We start from the raw sequence: 20,398 nt of genomic DNA on the forward strand, positions 1-20,398 counted from the left end.
CTCAGCCCTTCACCACTTGGAAGCCGGTCGCCCGCCCCACCAATTCCTCCAGCTGGTCCGGTTCGGTCGTTTCCTGGCCGAGTCCGATGGTCTTGTTCGTGCCGTGGTAGTCGCTCGACCCGGTGCGGATCAGGCCCAGCTCGTCGGCCAGTTCGCGGGTGCGCGCCCGGGTGGCCGGATCGTGGTTGGGATGATCGACCTCGACGCCGGTCAGTCCGCGGGCGGCCAGGTCGCGCAGCGTGTCCTCGCTGATCGTCGCGCCGCGGCTGAACGCGAAGGGGTGCGCGATCACGGTGACCCCGCCGGCGGCGGTGACCATGTCGATCGCGTCCTCGACCGGAGTGTCCCGGCGCGCGACGTAGTAGCCGCGGCGGCTGTGCAGATAGTCGGCGAACGCCTCGTCGACGGAGCTGACCAGCCCGGCCCGGACGAGCGCCTGCGCGAGGTGCGGCCGTCCCGCGGGCGAGTCCTCCGGCAGCAGGCTCAGGATTTCGTCGGCGTCGACGGGAAGGCCGTCGGCGGCCATCCGCTCGGCCATCCGCCGCAACCGGGTGCGCCGTTCGACGCGCAGCCGCGTCTGTTCCGCGACGATCGCGGGCGCGGCCGGGTCGAAAAGATACGCGAGCAGGTGCACGCTGATCTCGTAGCCGGTGTCCGGGTCGATCGAGACCGTCGACAGTTCCGCGCCCGGCACCAGCGTCATCCCGGCGGGCAGAGCCGCGGCGGCCGGTTCCCAGCCCGCGGTGGTGTCGTGGTCGGTGATCGCGACGACGTCGAGACCGGCACGCGCGGCAGCGCCGACAAGCTCGGCAGGGCTGTCGGTACCGTCGGAGGCCGTGGAGTGGGCGTGCAGGTCGATGCGCATCGAAACCATTCTCGACGATGCGCTGCGTCACCTCGGCGCCGGGACCAGTGCCGACGCGCTCGAGGTCAGCCGACCGGCTTCTTGCCCCGCGCCGCCCGCTGCGCCTTGATCATCGAGAATCGTTCGGCCTGCTTCTGCTTGTCGCCGAACACGAGCTCGGAGATCGTGTCGTAGAACTCCTCGGGCCGCGGCAGGTAGTCGATCCGGTTCAGCGCCTGGATCTGCCCGGCCGATTCGACGACCATCGTGCCGTAGCCCAGCATCCGGCCCCAGGCCGAACGCTGGTAGGTGAGGTCGGTGACCTTGCTGATCGGCATCATCAGCACCTTGGTGGTGAAGACACCGGTGGTCATCACGAACCGTTTGTCGGTGACGACCAGCCGTTCGACCCACCACTCGATGATCACGTAGGCGAACCGCAGCACCACCGCCAGCGCGACGTACCAGAGGATGTTCTGCACCACCCACAGCGAGGGCGGCAGCAGGTACGACACCAGCACGCACACGATCAGCAGCGCGGCTGCCTCGAACGTGTCCCAGAGGAGCACCGCCCAGTGGCGGCGGATCCGGATGACCCGCCGCTCGGTGTCGAGGAGGTACTCGTCAGGGTCGCGTGGCGCGAACATGGTCCGAGGGTATCCCCTGTCGTCAGTGGAAGACGTTGCTGACGAACGTGATCACCGATTCGGCCGAGCTGCGGAGGAAGTCGATAATGTTGCTGACAAGTCCCGCAGCATGTCCCGGCTGGGCGATCACGAAGAACAGCACCAACGCGATACCCACGAGTCCCGCAAGCTTCTTCGCGTTCACAGCGATCAATCCCGTCTCTTCCATGACACCCGGAAAACTGACTTTCTACGTTGTACCGCACTGACCACCCACGCGGGAGGAAAGTCCCGCGCATGGGTCAGCCGGCCGCTCGAAGTGTACCGTACGGCTACTCTCCGTGTACAGCTTCCCGGAAGCTAGGGGGTGCGGCCGGGGTCGGCTACCGTCGCGGCATGGACGGCCTCGAGCGCTGCGTCGGCGGCATTGTGTTCGACGACCAGGGCAGACTCCTGCTCATCCAGCGTGCGAACGAGCCGGGAAAAGGACAGTGGTCACTGCCCGGCGGGCGAGTGGAACCGGGCGAAACGGACCACGAGGCCGTGATCCGCGAACTTCGCGAGGAGACCGGACTGGACGTGAGACCGCACACACTGGCCGGCTCGGTCCGCCGCGGCCGCTACGACATCCACGACTACGAATGCACGTGGATCGGCGGAATCCTCACCGCGGGCGACGACGCCTCCGACGCACAGTGGGTCGACTCGGCCGAACTGGTCGCTCTGGACGAAGCCGGCCACCTGACGGACCAGCTCTTCGTAACCCTGCGTGATTGGAATGAGCTGCCGACCGCGTAACCCGGAGCGGTCATTTCCGCATTGCCTCGGGCGGCGTCCGCGATTCGGAACGGATTGCGGAGTTGGCGGAAAGTTTCCCCGCGGTTCAGTTATCCGCGATGAGCACGGAAAATGCGCGGAACGCGTATTCGATATTGCCGGACTCGCATCAGTAGCGCAGACCCGGCCCCTGCGGTGCAGTGTGACTGATGGGGTGAATGTGACACAGGTTACTCAGGGTGCCGAGGGATGACGAGTGGATTGGCCGGCCTGGCCGCTCACGCGAGCCAGGTCATCCGCTGCCCGTGCGGTGCCGTCCGGGCCACCGCGCGGGCCTCGGGCTTCCCGTCCACCCAGCTCGTCAGCCCCAGCACCGCCATCGCGGGCTCGCCCGGGGCCGCCTCGGCCGAGGACAGGTCGTCCCGGCCGGGCAGAACCGCTTCCAGCCCGGCCCGGTAGAACTCCTGGCTCACCCACCACACCGGCCGGGACGAGGACAACCGCGCCAGTTCGGCCACGAAATCCGCCCGCCGGTCCCCGAGATACGCCAGCGCGTGGCTCGTCAGCACCACCAACGGCAGTTCCGCGGGCAGCCGGGCGGCCGCCGAGGCCAGGTCGTCCACCGCGTCCCCGGCGATCAGCTCCGGCACGTGCTTCCGCTGTTCCGCGGCGGCTGTGCGCAGCAGCCGGATCCGGTCGACCTGGTCGGCCCAGACGCACGCCTCCAGCCAGGCCAGCTCGTCCTCGTCCGACAGGTCCACCGGAGCCCGGTCCAGACCCGCGCGGGCCGCCACCGCGACCTTCTTGGGCAGCTTGGGCAGCCGAGCGCCCGACGCGACATCGATCGAGCAATGCAGCCCGACCGCGGCCTTCGCCGGACCGGCCGCGAGCTGCTCCCCGCCGTCGCATTGGTAGCGGTAGCCGAACCGGTCGAGCCCCAGCAGCAATCCCGCGCTGCAGCCGACCTCGAGCAGCGCGATCTTGCCGCCCGCTTCCTTCGCCGCTGCCGCGACCGCCGGATACAGCAGCGCGGCGCGGCGCACCTCGTTCGTCTGCGTGTAGCGAGTCGAGATGAGCTCGCGGGCCTGGTCCGCGCGCTCCAGCAGGAAGGAACGGAACAACGGCCAGGTCTCGCCGTCGACGCCGTCGAAGCCGCCGACCGACGGGTAGTACCGCGACAGCGGGTGGATCGGATCCGCCTGCACCAGCCGGTGCGCCGTGGCGAACAGCAAGGTGCCGCGCGCTTCGCCGTCGCGGGCGTCGGTCAGCAGCGCGGCGACGTCGTCGTCCTCGGCCGCGTGCGTGGCGAGGTGGTCATACAGCGGCGAAACGCCGCGCGCCTCCACCTCGGCGAACAGGCGCAACCGGCGCTTGATCTCTTCCAGGGCAATGGCCACCCGTGCTCCTCTTCGCGGCGGATCGATCACTCGTGCGGCGTCGGACGGCCGGGCTGCTCCCCGCCGCGGGTGTCCCCGTAGGACCGCTTCGGCACCATCACTTTGCGCCGGAAAATGCACACGATGGTGCCGTCCTGTTTGTACCCGCGCGTCTCGACGTACACCACTCCCCGGTCGTCCTTGGACTTCGACGGGGTCTTGTCGAGCACCTCGGTCTCGCCGTAGATCGTGTCGCCGTGGAACGTCGGCTTGACGTGCTTGAGCGATTCGACCTCGAGGTTCGCGATGGCCTTGCCGGACACGTCGGGCACCGACATGCCGAGCAGCAGCGAGTAGATGTAGTTGCCGACCACGACGTTCTTGCCGAAATCGGTCGTCTCGCCCGCGTAGTGCGCGTCCAGGTGCAGCGGGTGGTGGTTCATCGTGAGCAAGCAGAAGAGATGGTCGTCGTATTCGGTGACGGTCTTGCCGGGCCAGTGCTTGTAGACCGCGCCGACCTCGAACTCCTCGTAATACCGGCCGAATTGCACGCTTGCGCCTCCTGTCCGGGTAACACCTGCCGAACCAGGTGCGACACGTATCCGTGGTGAGGAGTACCCTCGACCATCGGTGATCGCGCGTCAACGCGACCCCCGCCACGTCGCACGCCTGCGCGTGCCCCGGCCGAAAGGAGGTGAGGAACCGCTCATGAGCAGTGGTGATAGTCCGCTCCCTAGTAGTACGTGCGTTCCCGCCTCGCCAGCCGGCCGTTTTCCCTCCTGGTAGGCCCGCGTCCGGGAACTCACGGTGCCGCCGGACGGACACCGCAGTCCGCCTGGCCGTCGTCTTCGTGCTTCACGACGTCTGCCCAGGAGAACCCATGCCTGCCATTCCCTCGCTAGGCGGCCTTCGCGGCCGCGGCAACAACCGGGCCAAGGCCAACCTCGAACGGCCGATCCCGGTGCCGCTGTCCGCCTACGTCGTCGACTGCGCGGTGTATGTCGACGGCAAGCGGCTTCCCGGACGCTGGACGCACGCCGAGGCCATCCGCGAGGTGCGCAAGCGGCACGCGGGTTTCGTCTGGATCGGCCTGCACGAGCCGGATTCCGACCAGATCCAGGGCATCGCGGAGACCTTCGGCCTGCACGAACTGGCCGTCGAGGACGCGCTGGAGGCGCATCAGCGGCCGAAGCTGGAGCGCTACGACGACACGCTGTTCCTGGTCCTGAAGACCGTCCGGTACGTCGAGCACCAGTCGCCGACCACGGCGAACGAGATCGTGGAAACCGGCGAGCTGATGGTGTTCCTCGGCCGCGATTTCGTGATCACCGTCCGGCACGGCAACCACTCCGGGCTGGCTCGGCTGCGCCGTGAACTCGACGAGGATCCGGAGCGGCTGTCGCTGGGCCCGGCGGCGGTCGTGCACGCGATCGCCGACCACGTGGTCGACCACTACCTCGAGGTCACCAGCCGGATCGAGGCGGACATCGACGAGATCGAGGCGCAGGTGTTCGCGCCGCGCTCGTCGGTGAGCGCCGAGCAGATCTACCTGATGAAGCGGGAAGTGCTCGAACTGCGGCGCGCAGTGGTCCCGCTCGCCACGCCGGTGTCGCGGCTCGCCGAGGGCTACACGCGGCTGGTGCCGGACGAGGTCCGGTCGTATTTCCGCGACGTCGCCGACCACCTCGCCACCGTGTCCGAACGCGTGGCGGCGTTCGACGAACTGCTCAGCACCCTGGTCGACGCGACCGTCGCGAAGATCTCGCTGCAGCAGAACACCGACATGCGCAAGATCACCGCGTGGGCGGCGATCATCACGGTGCCCACGATGATCGCGGGCATCTACGGCATGAACTTCGACTACATGCCCGAACTGCATTGGCAGTTCGGCTATCCGATCGTGGTCACGGTCATTCTCGCGATCTGTCTGCTGCTGTACCGAATATTCCGGAAGAACGGCTGGTTGTAGCCGCCCCTCGCGGTCCCCCTTTCTTCCCCCGGTTGCAGGAGGTTTGTCTCGTCATGTCCCGGTTGCTGTCCAACCTCAAGTTCTGGGCGCTGGCCCTGTGCCTCGTCTGGATCGTCGGCATCGTCGCGATGATCGCGCTCAACCCCGGGTTCGCGCACGGCATGAAGTGACGCCGCGTGCGCCGTAACCTGGGCGTATGCCAAAAGCGCTGGTGGTGGCCGACGAGGCCGACGAGCGGCTGTGGACCCCGGCGGTCCGCTCGCTGCGGGTCGACCTCGTCGTCGCCGCCGGCGATCTGCCGTTCGCGTATCTCGAGTTCCTCGCCGGCATGCTCGACGTGCCGTGCGTGTTCGTCCCGGGCAACCACGACCCCGACCTGAGCGGCTTCACCCGCTACGGCGGACTGTCCATGAAGGACGGTTTTCCGGCCGAATGGCCCGGCCCGGCCGGCGGCATCAACGCCGACGGCCGGATCGTCGACGTCGGCGGGCTCCGGATCGCCGGACTCGGCGGCTCGATCCGCTACCGCGACGGCCCGAACCAATGGACGCAACGGCAGCAGGCGCGCCGGGCCCGGCGGCTGGAGCGGCGGTTCCGGTGGCGGAAATGGCGCGACGGCAACGGAATCGACATCCTGCTGACGCATTCGCCGCCGCGGCATCTCGGCGACCGCGAAGACCCGCCGCACCAAGGTTTCACCTGTCTGCACCGCACGATCGAAACCCTGCGGCCGCGATGGCTGCTGCACGGACACATCCACCCGCACGGCGAACCGGTGCCCGACCGCGTGGCCGGCCGCACCCGGATCCGCAACGTGGTGGGCTATCAGGTGATGGAGTTCCCGCGATGACCCGACCGACCGGTTTCCCGCGCGCCGACGCCGAAAACGACTTCCTCCGGGCCCGGCGGCGGCAAGTGCTGTCCCGGCTTTCCACCTGGCTGCGCCGGGAACCCGACGACGTCAACATCATGCTGCCGTTCCACGAGGTGGTGCAGGCGCTCGGGTACGTCAGCGAGACGCGGATCGGGACCCGCGTGATCGCCTTGGACTCGATTGTCGGCACCGTCGACCGGAGCCGCGATTTCGACCGCCGGTTCCGCCCGACGTCCGCCCGCGTCCGGCAACGCTGGGAACGACTGGCGCTGGCCGCCCGCCGCGGCGAAGCGATCCCGCCGATCGAGGTGTACCGGATCGGCGAACTGCACTTCATCATCGACGGCCACCACCGGGTTTCGGTCGCACTCGCGCAGGGACTGTCCACAATAGAGGCGTCGGTGACGGTGGTGCGCACCAAGCTGAACCCGAGCGGGATCCGGTACCGGGGCGACCTGATCGTGAAGGACTACCGGCGGCTGTTCCTGGAACGAGTCCCGCTGTCCGGTCACGCCCGGGCTTCGGTGCTGGTGCCGGATCCGTGGAACTACGCCCAGCTCGGCGAGCACGTCGAAGCGTGGGGTTTCCGGCTCATGCAGGACGAAGGCCGTTTCATCGACCGCGCGACCATCGCGCAACGGTGGTTCGACGAGGAATTCACGCCGGTGGTCGCGATGCTGCGGCAAGCGGATCTGATCGGCGACCGCACCGAGGCCGAGGCGTATCTGTGGGTCGCGTGCGAGCGGTACCGGCTCATCCGGACGCACCGCTGGGACGAGGAGGTCATCGAAACGCTGCGCTCCCGGAAGTGACTTGTCCGGCAGCACCTGCTCGGCGAGGCGCTCGGGATGCCGCGGCAATCGGCCTGGGGGGGGTCCACCGAGCGAAAATGAGAACGGCCCGCTCCCGGTGGCGCCGGGAGCGGACCGAACGATCTCGATGGGGTATGGGGCCAGCCCGGCCGGGCGACGGCAGGTCAGTCGCTGGGGATGATGGCCCACAGGATCAGGTACGCGACGAACTGCGGCCCCGGCAGCAGGCACGACAGCAGCGCGAGCACCCGGACCTTGCCCGGCGTGGTCCCGAAGCGACGAGCGAGCCCGGCGCAGACGCCGCCGATCATGCGCCCCTCTCGCGGCCGGCTCAGCCGGTGAGTGACAGGTGCGGTCATCGTGTTCCCCTCCCGTTTGGGTTCGTACCTCCATGGCACCACGTCCGGCGTGCGGGCACATCGCTCCGCGGGACGATCCGGACCCCTAAGGGGGTGGGGTCCGGCATGGGGGAGGAATCGGGGTCGGGGCGGGAACTGGCTGGTCAGCAGTCGGCTGAGGCAGGAAAGACCCGGCAGACGCCACTCGCCCCGAACAGGGTTTTCTCGCCGGTGGGCGAGGGCGCGCGAAGCTGTCCCTGCCGATGCGCTCGACCCAGCACGGCGAACGTCCGTGAAGGACCCCTTGAAGGAATCTGATTCCCTCAAAGAGCCCCTCACGGACATCGGCGAGAGCGAAGAGGCACGCGATCCGCCGCGCCAGCGAACTTGACACCCCGGTCCTCCTGAGCCAACCGCTCGTCGTTGCCCAGTAGACCCGTCCGCGGAGCGGAGCGTGCCCGGAAACGGCGTTCGCGCGGTTGCCCGGCAAAACCCGCCAACCAGCGGTGATGACTCAGCGAAGTGTGGGATTTCCCAGCGAGGGCTGGATTTTTCGCCACTCACGGTGATACTGCACCCCGTGCGTAACCCACTCGGAGTCCTCGCGGTCGGCTGTTCGGTGCTCTTCGCCGCGGCGGCCGGATGTTCGGCGGAGTCCGCCCCGGCGCCGGCCCCGCAGTCCACGCCGGTGCCCTTGACCGCGATCGCGGCGCTCGGGGACTTCGCCACGCTCGACTATTGCAGCCTTCTCGACCCGAAGCGGCTCAAGAACACCACCGCCGACACGCCGGATTCCTCGTTCACCGCGTGCCAGGCGGACTTCGTCCAGGCCGGCCGCCCCCGCACGGTCACCATCGGGCCGCTCGCGGCTGACCGCGATCCCAACCTTCAGGCCTACGCCTGTCCAGGCAAGGTGCCGGACGGGGTTTCCGTGCAGCAAGGCGGTTTCGTGCCGGATCGGACGTGCGGGCGGGCCATCACCTTCGCCGACGGGGTCCGGCTGGCCGTTTCGATCACCGACGGGGACGACCGCGGCAGTGCGGAGGACCGGTGCGCCGCCGCGGACGACGTGGTCGGCGGGGCGCTCGACGCGGTGACCGGCAACCGGGTGCGGCATCCGCAGTTGCCCGACCGGTCCTGGGGGCGGGTGGATTCCTGCGCGATCCTCAGCGCGTCCGGGGCGCAGGGCGGCGACGCGACGGCCGGGTTCGCCGGGCATTCCTGCATCCTCGACAAGGTGAGCCTGGAGTTCGCGGTGGTGCGGCAGGCTCCGGCGGGGCCGTCGGAAACGCTCGGCAACCGGACGGCGCGGGTGGCGGCCGACGGGGCGTTCTGCCGGGTCCGCACGGTGCAGCCCTCCCCCGCCACGCCGGGACGCGCGGAGCAGGCGACGGTGAGCGTGGTCGACACCAGCGGTGCGGGCGGGGAGGCGGCTTGCCCCGCCGCCCGCACCGCTGCCGCGACGATCTTTTCGAGAATCCCCTGAACGTTCGTGAAGGGCTCCTTGCGGGACTCAGCTTCCCGCAAGGAGCCCTCCCCGGACCGCTGGCTCAGTCGGCGTACGTGAGGTTCCGGCCGTCGGACGGGTCGAAGAGCTTCACCTTGTCCGCGTCGAACCACATCCGCAGGTCCTGGTTCTCCGCGGCCGCCGATTCCGCCGACAGCCGGGCCACGATCAGCGATTCCGCGCCGGGGACGTCGGCCGAACCGCTGTCCGCGGCCAGCTCCGCCAGTTCGGCCGAGGTCGCCGCCTCGCCGTCCACGGTGAAGTGCGCGAACTTCTCCGAACCCATCGACTCCAGGACGTCCACGTGCGCGGTGAACGTCGCCCCTTCGCGGCCCGATTCGACCAGCGCGGCGTCCTCGAAGTGCTCCGGGCGGATGCCCATGATCACCTCGCGCGGGGCGTTCGCCGCCTCGGCCATCCGGCGGATCCGGTCGGTCAGCGGCGTGGCACCCAGCGAACTGCGCAGCTCGCCGTTCTCCAGCGTCGCGGGCAGGAAGTTCATCGACGGCGAGCCGATGAAGCCGGCCACGAACAGGTTCGCCGGATTGTCGTAGAGGAACTGCGGCGAGCCGATCTGCTGGACGTACCCGGCCCGCAGCACCACGACCCGGTCGCCGAGGGTCATCGCCTCGGTCTGGTCGTGCGTGACGTACAGCGTGGTCGTGCCGAGCTGCTTCTGGATCTTCGACACCGACGTGCGCATCTGGCCGCGCAGTTTGGCGTCCAGGTTGGACAGTGGTTCGTCCATCAGGAACGCCTTGGGGTTGCGGACGATCGCCCGGCCCATCGCCACCCGCTGCCGCTGCCCGCCGGACAGGTTGGCCGGCTTGCGGTCGAGGTGCTGGGTCAGGTCGAGGATCTTCGCCGCTTCCTCCACTTTGGACCGGACGATCTTGTCGTCCACTTTGGCCAGCCGCAGCGGGAACGCCATGTTCTCCCGCACGCTCATGTGCGGGTACAGCGCGTACGACTGGAACACCATCGCGATGTCCCGGTCCTTCGGCGCTTTCTCGTTGACCCGCTTGCCGTCGATGCGCAGTTCGCCCGAGGAGATGTCCTCCAGCCCGGCGACCATGTTGAGCGTGGTCGACTTCCCGCAGCCGGACGGGCCGACGAGGATGATGAACTCGCCGTCGGCGATCGTGATGTCCACTTCGGACACCGCGAGCGCGCCGTCGGGATAGCGCTTGGAAACCTTGTCGAGAACGATTTCAGCCATGGGTCAGCCCTTCACCGCACCGGACGTCAGCCCCGCGACGATGCGACGCTGGAAGAACAACACGAACAGGATGATCGGCACCGTGATCACGACCGCGGCCGCGCACACCTGGCCGGTCGGGTCCTCGAACTGCGAGGACCCGGTGAAGAACGACAACGCCGCGGGCACCGTGCGCGACGATTCGGTGGACGTCAGCGAGATGGCGAACAGGAAGTCGTTCCAGCAGAGGATGAACACCAGGATCGCCGTGGTGAACACGCCCGGCGCGGCCAGCGGCGCGATCACCTTCCGGAACGCCTGGGCCGGCGTCGCGCCGTCCATTTTCGCCGCCTTTTCCAGCTCCCACGGGATTTCCCGGAAGAACGCGGACAGCGTGTAGATCGACAGCGGCAGCGCGAACGTGATGTAGGGCAGGATCAACCCCGGCCAGGTATCGAAGAGGCCGAGCCCGCGTTCGATGTTGAACAGCGGGGTGACCAGCGATACCTGCGGGAACATCGCGATCAGCAGGGAAAGCCCGACCAGCAGCTGCTTGCCGGGGAAATCGAGCCGGGCGATCGCGTACGCCGCCATCGTGCCCAGCACCACCGCGATGACCGTGGAGATCACCGCGATGCCGATCGAGTTCACCAGCGCGTGCAGGAACTCCGTGGTCTGGAAAATGTCCGCGTAGTTCTTGAGCGTCCATTCCACCGGGATGAAATTGCCGTCGGTGAGCGTCGCTTTCGTCTTGAACGACAGCGAAAGCACCCACAGCACCGGGACGATGGCGAACACCACCACCAGGATGTCCAGCAGGCTCCAGGTGACCTTGCGGCCGGTCGTGACCGCACCTCCGATAGCCATCAGCGCTTCCCCCCGTCGTCCGTGCCGGGCGCGGCGGTGCCGAACACCTTGATGAAGAGGAACGCGATGATCGCCACCGTGAGGAAGATCAGCACCGCCATGGTGGAGCCGATCCCGAGGTTGAGCCCCTTGACCAGGTTGTCGTAGGTCTGCATGGACACCGATCCGGTGTCCTGCGCGCCGCCGGTCAGCACGTAGATGTTGTCGAAAATGCGGAACGCGTCGAGCGTGCGGAACAGCAGCGCGACGAGAATCGCCGGTTTCATCACCGGCAGCATCACCTTGGTGAACCGCTGCCACGCGGTCGCGCCGTCCATCGCCGCGGCCTTCAGCAGGTCGTCCGGCACCAGCGCCAGCCCGGCCATGAGCAGCAGCGCCATGAACGGCGTCGTCTTCCACACCTCGGCGAGGATGATGATGAACAGCGACGGCCACTGGTCGGTCAACGGCGCGACGCCTTCGCCGAGCGCGTTCGCCAGGTACCCGGTTTTGGGCGTCCAGGCGAAATACCACGAGAACGCGGCGACGACGGTCACGATGCCGTACGGGATCAGCGCGACGGTGCGCACCAGTCCTCGGCCGACCAGCGTGCGGTGCATGATCAGCGCGAGCCCCATGCCGAGCACGAATTCGATCGCCACCGACACGACGGTGAGGAACATCGTGGTGCCGAACGCGGTCCACCAGTAGGAATTCGTGAGCACCGCGGCGTAATTGTCGAAGCCGATGAACTCGTGCCTCGCCGGGAACCGCAGGTCATAACGTTGCAGCGAAAGCCAGATCGAATAGATGATCGGGTATCCGGTCACGGCGACCATCACGACGAACGCGGGCGCGCACAGCCACAGCCCGAGCCGCCGTTCCGCCTTCTTGCCTTCGGAAAGCGCGGGCTTTCCCTTCCGGTGCGCCGCCTCGCGGCTGGTCGCGGCGGGATCCTGGACGGTCACGGGATCACTCCCTTCGACTGGAGCGCGTCATCGAGCTGTTCCCGCAGTTTCCGCGCGGTCGTCTGCGGATCGATCGCCGACGGCGGGGAGAGGATTTTCGACATCACCGTGGACAGGTTCTGGTACACCGGCGTGAGCGGCCGGACCGCGGCCGTTTTGAGCGCCGACAGGATCGCGTCGCGCATCGGGTACTTCTGGGCCATGTTCGGGTTGTCCGCGGACACCGGCTTCGCCGGGTCCACCGGAACGTCGTCGTGGTACACCGACTCGATCGTCGGCGGCACGCCGTCGTTGATCGCCGACACCTTCTGGTTTTCCTTGCTGCGCAAGCACAACGCCGCTTCGTAAGCCTCGGGTTTGTGCTGCGAGTAGGCGCTCACCGCCAGGTCGAACCCGCCGATCGTGGTCTTCGCCGGCATGCCTTCCTTCGCCTGCGGATACACCGCCCATTTGAAGTGCGGCAGGTCCTGCGGCTTTTCTTCGGCGTAGGAGGCGTACACGAACGGCCAGTTCAGCTCGAACGCGGCACTGCCGCGCTGGAACGTCTGCCGGACGTCGTCCTCCTTCTGGTTCGTCAGCGACGGATCGGTGATCCCCGACGAGGTGACCTTCTTCAGCAGTGCCAGCGCCTGCACCGCGCCGTCGTCCATCACGACGGATTTCCCGTCGTCGGAGAGGATGTGCCCGCCGAGCGACTCGACCAGCGTGTTGTAGATGACGACCAGGCCCTCGTACTGCGCGCCGGTGAACACGATCGAATACGGCTTGTGCTCGCTCTTGAGCCGCTGCGACATCTGCATCATCTCGTCCCACGTCTTCGGCGGGGTCGGGGTGATGCGGTCGTCGTACCAGAGCAGCTGCACGTTGGTGTTCTTCGGCGCGGCGTAGAGCTTGCCTTGATACGTCGCGGTTTCCAGCGGGCCCTTGAGCACGCCCTCGGACGCGGCCGTCTTGTTCTGCCCGGTCCACTCGTCGACCCAGCCCGCCTCGGCGAATTCCGGGACCCAGGTGACGTCGAGGCCGAGCACGTCCATCGACGTGTCGCCGGCGGCGAGCCGGCGCGCCATCTGGATCCGCTGGTCGTCCGAACCGCGCTGCAGCTTGTTGTAGACGATCCGGTACCGCCCGGCGGCGGCCTTGTTGCAGTTGTCGACGACCGTCTGGAAATGGTCCTCCGGGGAGTAGTAGACGTTGATCGTCGTCCCGGAGGCCGTTCCGCAGCCCGCCACCAGACCGCTGCCCGCCACGCCCGCGGCGAGCAATGCCGCCGCGCGGGTGGGTCCTCGTTTCTTTCCGCTGGGCCGTTTCTTCCCCATCCAAGCCTCCTCGCCCAAGTGCACACGGCGCCTTCCGGCACCGCCCCCAGAAAGCACGCCGCGGCGAGGCGACCCGAGCCAGCACCCCGACGTGCCAGTTGCCGGCAGGCCGCGCTGGAGGACACGACCGGCCAACCGGTGTCGGACAACCTATGCCCGGCGATCACCGGCCGCAAGCAGGGTCGGTAACGATTCAGCCAGGTGCGCGCGAACCATCGGAAGGACGGGTGAAGTCCTCCCCCGGGCCGTCAGGCCGTGGCGGGCGGCGGCGGGCGGAGCGCCAGCTTGGCGAGCAGCTCGCGTCCCTGCTCCGCGCTGCGCGGCTGGCACAGCACGTCGTACCGGCCGGCGACAAGCTGGCTCGCCGACGAGAAATCGCGGCGGCCGCGGGAGGCGCGGTAGCCGATCGCGGAGAACGCCAGCCCGGACAGCACGCCCAGCACCAGGCCGGTCAGCAACTGCAGCGTGAACCCGCCGGTGTTGACGAACATCCCCAGCAACAGCCCGGCGAACAGGCCGAACCACGCGCCCGACATCGCGCCCGCGGCCAGCACGCGGCCCCACGACAGCCGTCCGATGACGCGTTCGACCAGCATCAGGTCGACGCCGACGATCGTCACGTCGGTGACCGCGAACTCGCTTTCGGCCAGGAAATCGACCGCTTGCTGCGCCTCGCCGTAGGTCGAGTACGACCCGATCGGCCAGCCGGTGGGCGGCGTCGGGAGCCGCGGCAGCCCGGCCGGGCCCTGACCGCCACCACCAAAGGGACTGCTCACCATCATCACCTGCGCTCGTCCGGTCCGAGGGTTCCATCTTGTCAAGAACCGGACGAGCGCGCGAACTCCGGCGAAGCGGGGTCAGACCTGGTAATCCCGCAGGAGGCCGCGGCTGATGATGGTTTTCTGGATCTCGCTGGTGCCCTCGCCGATCAGCAGGAACGGGGCCTCGCGCATGAGGCGCTCGATCTCGTATTCCTTCGAGTAGCCGTAGCCGCCGTGGATCCGGAACGCCTCCTGGGTCACCTCGGCGCAGTACTCGCTGGCGATCAGCTTCGCCATCCCGGCCTCGACGTCGTTGCGCGCGCCGGAATCCTTGAGCCGCGCCGCGTTGACCATCATCAGGTGCGCGGCCTCGACCTTGGTGGCCATCTCCGCGAGCTTGAACGCGATCGCCTGGTGCTGGGCGATCGGCTTGCCGAACGTCGACCGCTGCTGCGCGTACGCGATCGCCAGCTCGAACGACCGGATCGCGATCCCGCACGCCCGCGCCGCCACGTTCACCCGGCCGACCTCGACGCCGTCCATCATGTACGAGAAGCCCTTGCCCGGAGCGTTCCCCAGCACCTTGTCCGCGCCGATCTTGAAGCCGTCGAACACCGCCTCGGTGGTGTCCACGCCCTTGTAGCCCATTTTGTCGATCTTGCCCGGGATCGTCAGCCCCGGAAGCACCTCGCCGAACCCCGACGGCTTCTCCACCAGGAACGTCGTCAGGTTCTGGTGCGCCTTCTCCGCGCCCTCGTCCGTCTTCACCAACAGCGCGATCAAGTTCGAGGACCCGCCGTTGGTCAGCCACATCTTCGCGCCGTCGATCACGTAATCCTCGCCGTCGCGGCGAGCGCGGGTCTTGATCGCCGCCACGTCGGACCCGAGATCGGGCTCGGACATCGAGAACGAGCCGCGGACCTCGCCGGTCGCCATCCGGGGCAGGAAGTGCTGCTTCTGCTCCGGCGTCCCGTGCTGCTTGATCATGTGCGCCACGATGAAGTGCGTGTTGATGACGCCGGACACGCTCATCCAGCCGCGCGCGATCTCCTCGACCACCAGGGCGTAGGTCAGCAGCGATTCGCCGAGGCCGCCGTACTCCTCCGGGATGGTGAGCCCGAACAGGCCCATCTCCTTCATGCCCTCGACGATGTCCGCCGGATACTCGTCGGCGTGCTCCAGCGCCTGCGCGTGCGGGATGATCTCCTTGTCCACGAACGACCGCACCGTGGACAGAATCTCCTGCTGCACATCGGTCAGACCGGCGGTCCTGGCGAGACGGGCCATCGGTGGGCTCCCTTCGGCGGTGCGCACCGGGGCTCCCGGCACTGGGGTTACCGCGGAGTATGACTGGTTCGCGTCCGGGCTGCTATGAGGGTGCTCACGCCCGGCCCCGGTTTCCCCCGTTAGGCTGCTGATCCACCGAAACCGCGAGAAGGATCCCGATGAGCGAGGCCAGCGAGGACCGGGACGAGCCCTCCGGCCGCGACGGCTACGAGCACCCGTCCTACGAACACCAGCCCTACCCGCCGCGGGGTCCGCAGGCAGGCGCGGGGCTCGCGCTCGGGTCGCTGGTGTGCTCGATCGCCGGGTTCGTGCTGTGCGCGCCGATGGCCGTCGCGGGGATCGTGATGGGGCACGTCGCCTTCCACCGGGCCCGGCGCGGCCGCGGCACCGGCGGCGCGCTGGCGGTCGCCGGGTTCGTGATCGGCTACGCCGCGCTGATCGTCTGGATCGTCTTCGTCCCGATGATCGTGCGCGCGCTGGTCCGGTCCGGAGTTTTCGGCTGATGCCGCCGCGATTCCCCGGTAGCGTCGTCCTTCGAACCCGGCACCCGAGGGAGCCCCGATGACCACTCCGTCCGACCGCGACCCGGCGCCGTACGAGCCGCCGCCGACCGCGGACCCCGCTCCCTACGAACCGCCGGCCACCGCCGAGCCCGCGCCGTACGAGGCTCCGGCGGACGCCGTCTCGCCCGTCGCGGAGCCGGACTCGCCGGTTCCGCCGCCGGGGTGGACCGCGCCCGACCCGGGCCCGGTCGCGGTGCTGCCGGGCGAGCAGCCGCCGGCCGCCGCACCACCGCCCGCGACGCCGTATCCCGTTGCGCCGCAACCGGATCCGTTCGCGCCGCCGCCCGCGTACCAGAGCTTCCCGGCTCCGCCGCCGTACGGCGCGGCCTACCAGCCGTACCCGAACAGCAGCGACAGCGGACTCGCGACCGGCGCGCTGGTGTGCTCGCTGATCGGGCTGTTGACCTGCGTACTCGCGATTCCCGGCATCGCGATGGGGCACGTCGCGCTGGCCAAGGCCAACCGCAACGAAGCGGGCGGACGCACCATGGCGCTCTCGGCCGTGGTGCTCGGCTACGTGACCGTCGCGCTGTGGGGCAGTTTCTTCGTGACGCTGATGGTCCTCGGCTTCAACGGCTACCTCGACCGCTGATCCGGCACCTCGCTCGCCTCGCCCTCGAGCGGGGCGACCTGGCCGTTGCCGACCTTTTCCGGGACCGACTCCGCGGGAGACCGCGGCTCCGGCGGTTTGCCGGCCGGTTTCGCCGACGGGTCGGTCCGCGCGTCCAGGAAGCGCAGCAACTCCACCGGGAACGGCAGCACCAGCGTCGAGTTCTTCTCCGCCGACACCTGCACCACCGTCTCCAGCAGCCGCAGTTGCAGCGCCGCCGGGGTGTCCGCCATCGTCGCGGCGGCCTGGGCGAGCTTGTGCGACGCCTGCAGTTCGCCGTCCGCGGAGATCACCCGGGCGCGGCGTTCGCGTTCGGCTTCGGCCTGGCGCGACATCGAGCGTTTCATCGATTCCGGCAGCGCGACGTCCTTGATCTCCACCCGGTCGATGTGGATGCCCCAGTCCAGCGCCGGGCTGTCGATCATCAACTCGAGGCCCTGGTTGAGCCGTTCGCGGTTCGACAGCAGGTCGTCCAGATCGCTCTTGCCGATGATGGACCGCAGCGACGTCTGCGCGACCTGGCCGATCGCCGACCGGTAGTCCTGCACGTGAACCGCGGCCAGCACCGGGTCGATCACCTTGAAGTACACGACCGCGTCCACCCGGACCGTGACGTTGTCGCGGGTGATGCCGTCCTGCGCGGGCACCGGCAGCGTCACGACCTGCATGTTCACCTTCTGGATGCGGTCGGCGATCGGCAGCAGCAGCGCGAGTCCCGGCTCGCGGACCTGCGGGCGCACCCGGCCGAACCGGAACACCAGCCCGCGCTCGTACTGTTTGACCACGCGCACCGCGGAGGCGAGCCAAGCCCCGCCCGCGACGACCACCGCGCTGACAATCTCGACGATCATGGCAGCTCCCGGGTTCGCCAAACCCTTATTCGTTCACTGTACGCGCGCGCGACAGCCCCGGAAACGGTTTGCGCGGCCGACCAGGATGGGCGTTGTGACCGGTTTGAACATCCCGCCCGTCTTCGCTGAACGCGCGCCGAAGGTGCTCGGTCCGGAAGCTGTCCCGTGGCTCGCGTCGCTGCCGTCGCTCGCGCAGCGGTACGCCCGGAAGTGGGGGCTGGAATTCGAGGACACCGCCCGGCACGGCTACGTCGGCGTCGTCCAGCCCGCCCGGCGCGCGGACGGCTCCCGCGTCGTGCTGAAACTCGGCTGGGTGGAAGAAGAATCGCGCGACGAGCCGCTCGCACTGTCCACCTGGGCCGGTCGAGGATCGGTGCTGCTGCACGAATCCGCGCCCGAGGACGGCGCGATGCTGCTGGAGCGGCTCGACGACAGCCGGACGCTGGACGACGAACCGCTGCTGCCCGCGGTCGAAATCCTGAGCGAACTCGCCCGCAGGCTCGCCGTGCCCGCGCCCGCCGCGCTCACCCGGACGCTGTCCGGTCTCGCCGGGGAACTGCTCGAAGAACTGCCGCGCTCGTGGCGGGAACTGGGCGAACCGCTCCCCCGCCGCGAACTGGACGCGGCGCTGGAGGTCTGCCGCGACCTCGGTCCGGAAGCGGGAAACGCGCTGGTGAACGAGGACCTGCACTACGAAAACGTGCTGTCCGCCGCGCGCGAGCCGTGGCTGGTGATCGACCCGAAACCGCTCGCCGGCGACCTCGAATTCGGGGCGCTTTCCTTGCTGTGGAACCGGTTCAGCGAATCCACACTGGACTCGAAGCTCGCCGCGAGCGGTCTGGACCGCGACCGCGCCAAAGCGTGGACCCTCGTCCGGGCCGTGCAGAACCGGCTGTGGCACGCCCAGGATCTGGTGGATTTCGGCGGATTGCCCGAGGACGACGACGGGCCCTCCGCCGCCGCGCTGCCCGCGCTGACCCGATGGGCACTGGCTAGCTGAGAATTCGCCGAGTCGCGGCACGAGCGCGCCGCGGCGCCAGCCGATAGTGTCGGCGCCATGGCGGGCACAAACCGGGTTTACGCAGCACAGCTCGCGGGTCTGCCGGTGTTCGGGCCCGACGGGGAATCGATCGGCAAGGTCCGCGACGTCGTGGCCGGGCTGCGGCTGGACCACCAGCCGCCGCGGATCCTCGGCATGGTCGTGGAGCTGGCGACCCGGCGGCGGGTGTTCGTGCCCATGCTGCGCGTCACCTCGATCGAACCGAACGCCGTGACGCTGGCCACCGGTTCGGTCAACATGCGGCATTTCCACCAGCGGCCCAACGAGGTCCTGGTGTGCGGGCAGCTCCTCGACGCGCACGCGACGCTCGCCGGCACGGACACCCGGGTGACCGTGGTCGACGCGGCGATGGAACCGACCCGCACCCGGGACTGGGTGCTGGCGAAGGTCGCCGTCCGCGAACGGTCGGCCCGGCTGGCACTGGGCAGGCGGCGCGCCGCGATGCAGGTGCTGCCGTGGAACGAGGTCGGCGGACTCGGGCTCACCGACCTCTCCGGGCAGCCGCAAGGCGCGGGTCAGCTGCTGATGCTGTTCGACACGATGCGCGCGGTCGACGTCGCCGCGACCCTGCGCGACCTGCCGATGAAGCGCAGGCACGAGGTCGCCGACGCGATGGACGACGAACGACTCGCGGACGTCATCGAGGAGCTTCCCGAGGACGACCAGAAGGAACTGCTGTCCTACCTCGCCGAGGAACGCGCCGCGGACATCCTCGAGGCGATGAACCCGGACGACGCCGCCGACCTGCTCGCCGAACTCGCCCCGGCCGAGCAGAGCAGGCTGCTGGAACTGATGGAGCCGGAGGAATCCGCGCCGGTCAAACGGCTGCTGGCGTATTCGTCGGACACCGCGGGCGGGTTGATGACGCCGGAACCGGTGGTGCTTACGCCGGACGCGACGATCGCCGAGGCGCTCGCGCACATCCGCAACGCCGAACTCCCCGCCGCGCTCGCCAGCATGGTGTTCGTGTGCCGCCCGCCGACCGAAACGCCGACCGGCCGGTTCGTCGGCGTCGTGCACTTCCAGCGGCTGCTGCGCGAACCGCCCGCCGAACTGGTGGCCAGCGCGGTGGACACCGACCTCACCGCGTTGCGCCCGGAGGCGACGCTGTCCGAGGTCACCCGGTATTTCGCGGCGTACAACCTGGCCTGCGGCCCGGTCGTGGACGCCGAGGACCATCTGCTCGGCGCAGTCACCGTCGACGACGTGCTCGACCATCTGCTGCCCGACGACTGGCGCGAAACCGGGCTGCACGATGTCACTGACGGCGCTGACAGTGCCGATCTTCAGGAGGCCGACCGTGGCTGAACTCAGGACCGGCCGCAGGCTCGACCAGCCGCGCAGCCAGGCCCGCCTGCGGCTGAACATCGACCCGGACACCTTCGGCCGCTTCACCGAGCGGGTCGCGCGGTTCCTCGGCACCGGGAAGTACCTGTTCTGGCAGACGCTGATCGTGGTCGTCTGGATCACGCTGAACCTGGCCGCGGTGTCGCTGCGGTGGGACCCGTACCCGTTCATCCTGCTCAACCTGGCGTTCTCGACGCAGGCCGCGTACGCCGCGCCGCTGATCCTGCTCGCGCAGAACCGGCAGGACGACCGGGACCGGGTGTCGCTGGAGGAGGACCGCACGCGCGCCGCGCAGACCAAGGCGGACACCGAGTACCTGGCCCGCGAACTGGCGGCGCTGCGGCTGGCCATCGGCGAGGTCGCGACCCGCGATTACCTGCGCAGCGAACTCGACCGGCTGCGCGATGATCTCGACGTGGACTCCAAGCCGCGCAAGGCGAAACAAAGCTGAACTGGGCAGTACGTACG

The 20,398-nt window shown here is 68.8% G+C and carries 23 protein-coding genes; 10 read left to right on the forward strand and 13 right to left on the reverse strand.

All coding sequences use genetic code 11. The features are described 5' to 3' along the window. Position 1: 1 nt before the first annotated feature. Genes L942_RS00415 through L942_RS00425 form a run of 3 tightly spaced genes read right to left on the reverse strand, consistent with a single transcriptional unit; the run spans position 2 to position 1,699 of the window. Entirely contained in the window at positions 2-874 is an 873-nt protein-coding gene (locus L942_RS00415) for a PHP domain-containing protein (RefSeq protein ID WP_037353294.1), read from the reverse strand. A 56-nt stretch (positions 875-930) separates the two neighbouring features. Further along, positions 931-1,491 carry a PH domain-containing protein gene (locus L942_RS00420; RefSeq protein WP_037353298.1) on the reverse strand — a complete coding sequence of 187 codons (561 nt, stop codon included), beginning with the start codon at positions 1,489-1,491 and terminating at the stop codon, positions 931-933. Between the two features lie 22 nt (positions 1,492-1,513). Beyond that, positions 1,514-1,699, reverse strand: coding sequence for a hypothetical protein (locus L942_RS00425; protein WP_037353301.1), 186 nt, complete (start codon positions 1,697-1,699; stop codon positions 1,514-1,516). 167 nt (positions 1,700-1,866) lie between these two features. Here L942_RS00425 and L942_RS00430 point away from each other — a divergent pair, with 167 nt between their 5' ends. Beyond that, positions 1,867-2,268, forward strand: coding sequence for an NUDIX hydrolase (locus tag L942_RS00430; protein ID WP_037353304.1), 402 nt, complete (start codon positions 1,867-1,869; stop codon positions 2,266-2,268). Positions 2,269-2,525: 257 nt separating this feature from the next. Here the strand turns inward: L942_RS00430 and L942_RS00435 are convergent, their stop codons facing one another. Continuing rightward, on the reverse strand, positions 2,526-3,644 hold the full coding sequence (locus tag L942_RS00435; protein ID WP_037353306.1) for a DUF2332 domain-containing protein: 1,119 nt from the start codon (positions 3,642-3,644) through the stop codon (positions 2,526-2,528). A 26-nt stretch (positions 3,645-3,670) separates the two neighbouring features. Continuing rightward, a complete protein-coding gene (locus L942_RS00440) occupies positions 3,671-4,174 on the reverse strand; it encodes a MaoC family dehydratase (RefSeq protein WP_037353308.1) in 504 nt (167 codons plus the stop codon). Positions 4,175-4,503: 329 nt separating this feature from the next. Between L942_RS00440 and corA the strand changes: the two genes are divergently transcribed. The 3 genes from corA (at position 4,504) to L942_RS00455 (ending at position 7,278) form a co-directional block, all read left to right on the forward strand. After that, positions 4,504-5,592 (forward strand): magnesium/cobalt transporter CorA, encoded by a 1,089-nt coding sequence (gene corA / locus L942_RS00445; protein WP_037353311.1) that lies wholly within the window; start codon positions 4,504-4,506, stop codon positions 5,590-5,592. Between the two features lie 196 nt (positions 5,593-5,788). Then, positions 5,789-6,442 carry a metallophosphoesterase family protein gene (locus tag L942_RS00450; protein ID WP_037353314.1) on the forward strand — a complete coding sequence of 218 codons (654 nt, stop codon included), beginning with the start codon at positions 5,789-5,791 and terminating at the stop codon, positions 6,440-6,442. After that, a complete protein-coding gene (locus L942_RS00455; RefSeq protein ID WP_037353317.1) occupies positions 6,439-7,278 on the forward strand; it encodes a chromosome partitioning protein ParB in 840 nt (279 codons plus the stop codon). The genes L942_RS00450 and L942_RS00455 overlap by 4 nt, the downstream gene beginning before the upstream one ends. A 164-nt stretch (positions 7,279-7,442) precedes the next feature. Here L942_RS00455 and L942_RS00460 read toward each other — a convergent pair whose 3' ends face one another. Next, positions 7,443-7,637, reverse strand: coding sequence for a PspC domain-containing protein (locus L942_RS00460; protein ID WP_009072943.1), 195 nt, complete (start codon positions 7,635-7,637; stop codon positions 7,443-7,445). Between the two features lie 559 nt (positions 7,638-8,196). On the opposite strand from L942_RS00460, the gene L942_RS00465 reads away from it, so the two are divergent. Beyond that, complete coding sequence (locus tag L942_RS00465) at positions 8,197-9,102, forward strand: hypothetical protein (RefSeq protein WP_235078822.1); 906 nt, start codon at positions 8,197-8,199, stop codon at positions 9,100-9,102. 64 nt (positions 9,103-9,166) lie between these two features. Here L942_RS00465 and L942_RS00470 read toward each other — a convergent pair whose 3' ends face one another. The 6 genes from L942_RS00470 to L942_RS00495 form a co-directional block, all read right to left on the reverse strand. After that, positions 9,167-10,342, reverse strand: a complete 1,176-nt coding sequence (locus tag L942_RS00470) for an ABC transporter ATP-binding protein (protein ID WP_037353323.1) — start codon at positions 10,340-10,342, stop codon at positions 9,167-9,169. A gap of 3 nt (positions 10,343-10,345) precedes the next feature. Beyond that, positions 10,346-11,188 (reverse strand): carbohydrate ABC transporter permease, encoded by an 843-nt coding sequence (locus L942_RS00475; protein WP_037353326.1) that lies wholly within the window; start codon positions 11,186-11,188, stop codon positions 10,346-10,348. Then, on the reverse strand, positions 11,188-12,135 hold the full coding sequence (locus tag L942_RS00480; RefSeq protein WP_037353329.1) for a carbohydrate ABC transporter permease: 948 nt from the start codon (positions 12,133-12,135) through the stop codon (positions 11,188-11,190). The genes L942_RS00475 and L942_RS00480 overlap by 1 nt, the downstream gene beginning before the upstream one ends. Further along, positions 12,132-13,451, reverse strand: coding sequence for an ABC transporter substrate-binding protein (locus tag L942_RS00485; RefSeq protein WP_037353332.1), 1,320 nt, complete (start codon positions 13,449-13,451; stop codon positions 12,132-12,134). Before L942_RS00485 ends, L942_RS00480 begins: the two co-directional genes overlap by 4 nt. Positions 13,452-13,699: 248 nt before the next feature. After that, complete coding sequence (locus L942_RS00490) at positions 13,700-14,233, reverse strand: general stress protein (RefSeq protein WP_037353334.1); 534 nt, start codon at positions 14,231-14,233, stop codon at positions 13,700-13,702. Between the two features lie 75 nt (positions 14,234-14,308). Then, positions 14,309-15,499 carry an acyl-CoA dehydrogenase family protein gene (locus L942_RS00495; protein ID WP_037353337.1) on the reverse strand — a complete coding sequence of 397 codons (1,191 nt, stop codon included), beginning with the start codon at positions 15,497-15,499 and terminating at the stop codon, positions 14,309-14,311. A 158-nt stretch (positions 15,500-15,657) separates the two neighbouring features. Between L942_RS00495 and L942_RS00500 the strand changes: the two genes are divergently transcribed. Then, the gene (locus L942_RS00500) at positions 15,658-16,002 is read left to right on the forward strand and encodes a DUF4190 domain-containing protein (RefSeq protein WP_037353339.1); all 345 of its coding nucleotides are present in this window, start codon (positions 15,658-15,660) and stop codon (positions 16,000-16,002) included. A gap of 58 nt (positions 16,003-16,060) precedes the next feature. Beyond that, entirely contained in the window at positions 16,061-16,654 is a 594-nt protein-coding gene (locus tag L942_RS00505; RefSeq protein WP_037353342.1) for a DUF4190 domain-containing protein, read from the forward strand. Here L942_RS00505 and L942_RS00510 read toward each other — a convergent pair. After that, positions 16,639-17,523: a slipin family protein gene (locus L942_RS00510; protein WP_037353346.1), complete on the reverse strand. Its 885-nt coding sequence runs from the start codon at positions 17,521-17,523 to the stop codon at positions 16,639-16,641. The genes L942_RS00505 and L942_RS00510 overlap by 16 nt on opposite strands. Before the next feature lie 94 nt (positions 17,524-17,617). On the opposite strand from L942_RS00510, the gene L942_RS00515 reads away from it, so the two are divergent. The 3 genes from L942_RS00515 to L942_RS00525 are packed head-to-tail and all read left to right on the forward strand — an operon-like array spanning position 17,618 to position 20,381. Next, positions 17,618-18,523, forward strand: a complete 906-nt coding sequence (locus L942_RS00515) for an aminoglycoside phosphotransferase family protein (protein WP_037353348.1) — start codon at positions 17,618-17,620, stop codon at positions 18,521-18,523. 57 nt (positions 18,524-18,580) lie between these two features. After that, complete coding sequence (locus L942_RS00520) at positions 18,581-19,891, forward strand: magnesium transporter MgtE N-terminal domain-containing protein (protein WP_037353350.1); 1,311 nt, start codon at positions 18,581-18,583, stop codon at positions 19,889-19,891. Beyond that, entirely contained in the window at positions 19,884-20,381 is a 498-nt protein-coding gene (locus L942_RS00525) for a DUF1003 domain-containing protein (RefSeq protein ID WP_037353351.1), read from the forward strand. The genes L942_RS00520 and L942_RS00525 overlap by 8 nt, the downstream gene beginning before the upstream one ends. Positions 20,382-20,398 lie beyond the last annotated feature (17 nt).

This window comes from Amycolatopsis orientalis DSM 43388 (assembly GCF_000411975.1).
GTDB lineage: Bacteria > Actinomycetota > Actinomycetes > Mycobacteriales > Pseudonocardiaceae > Amycolatopsis > Amycolatopsis orientalis_D.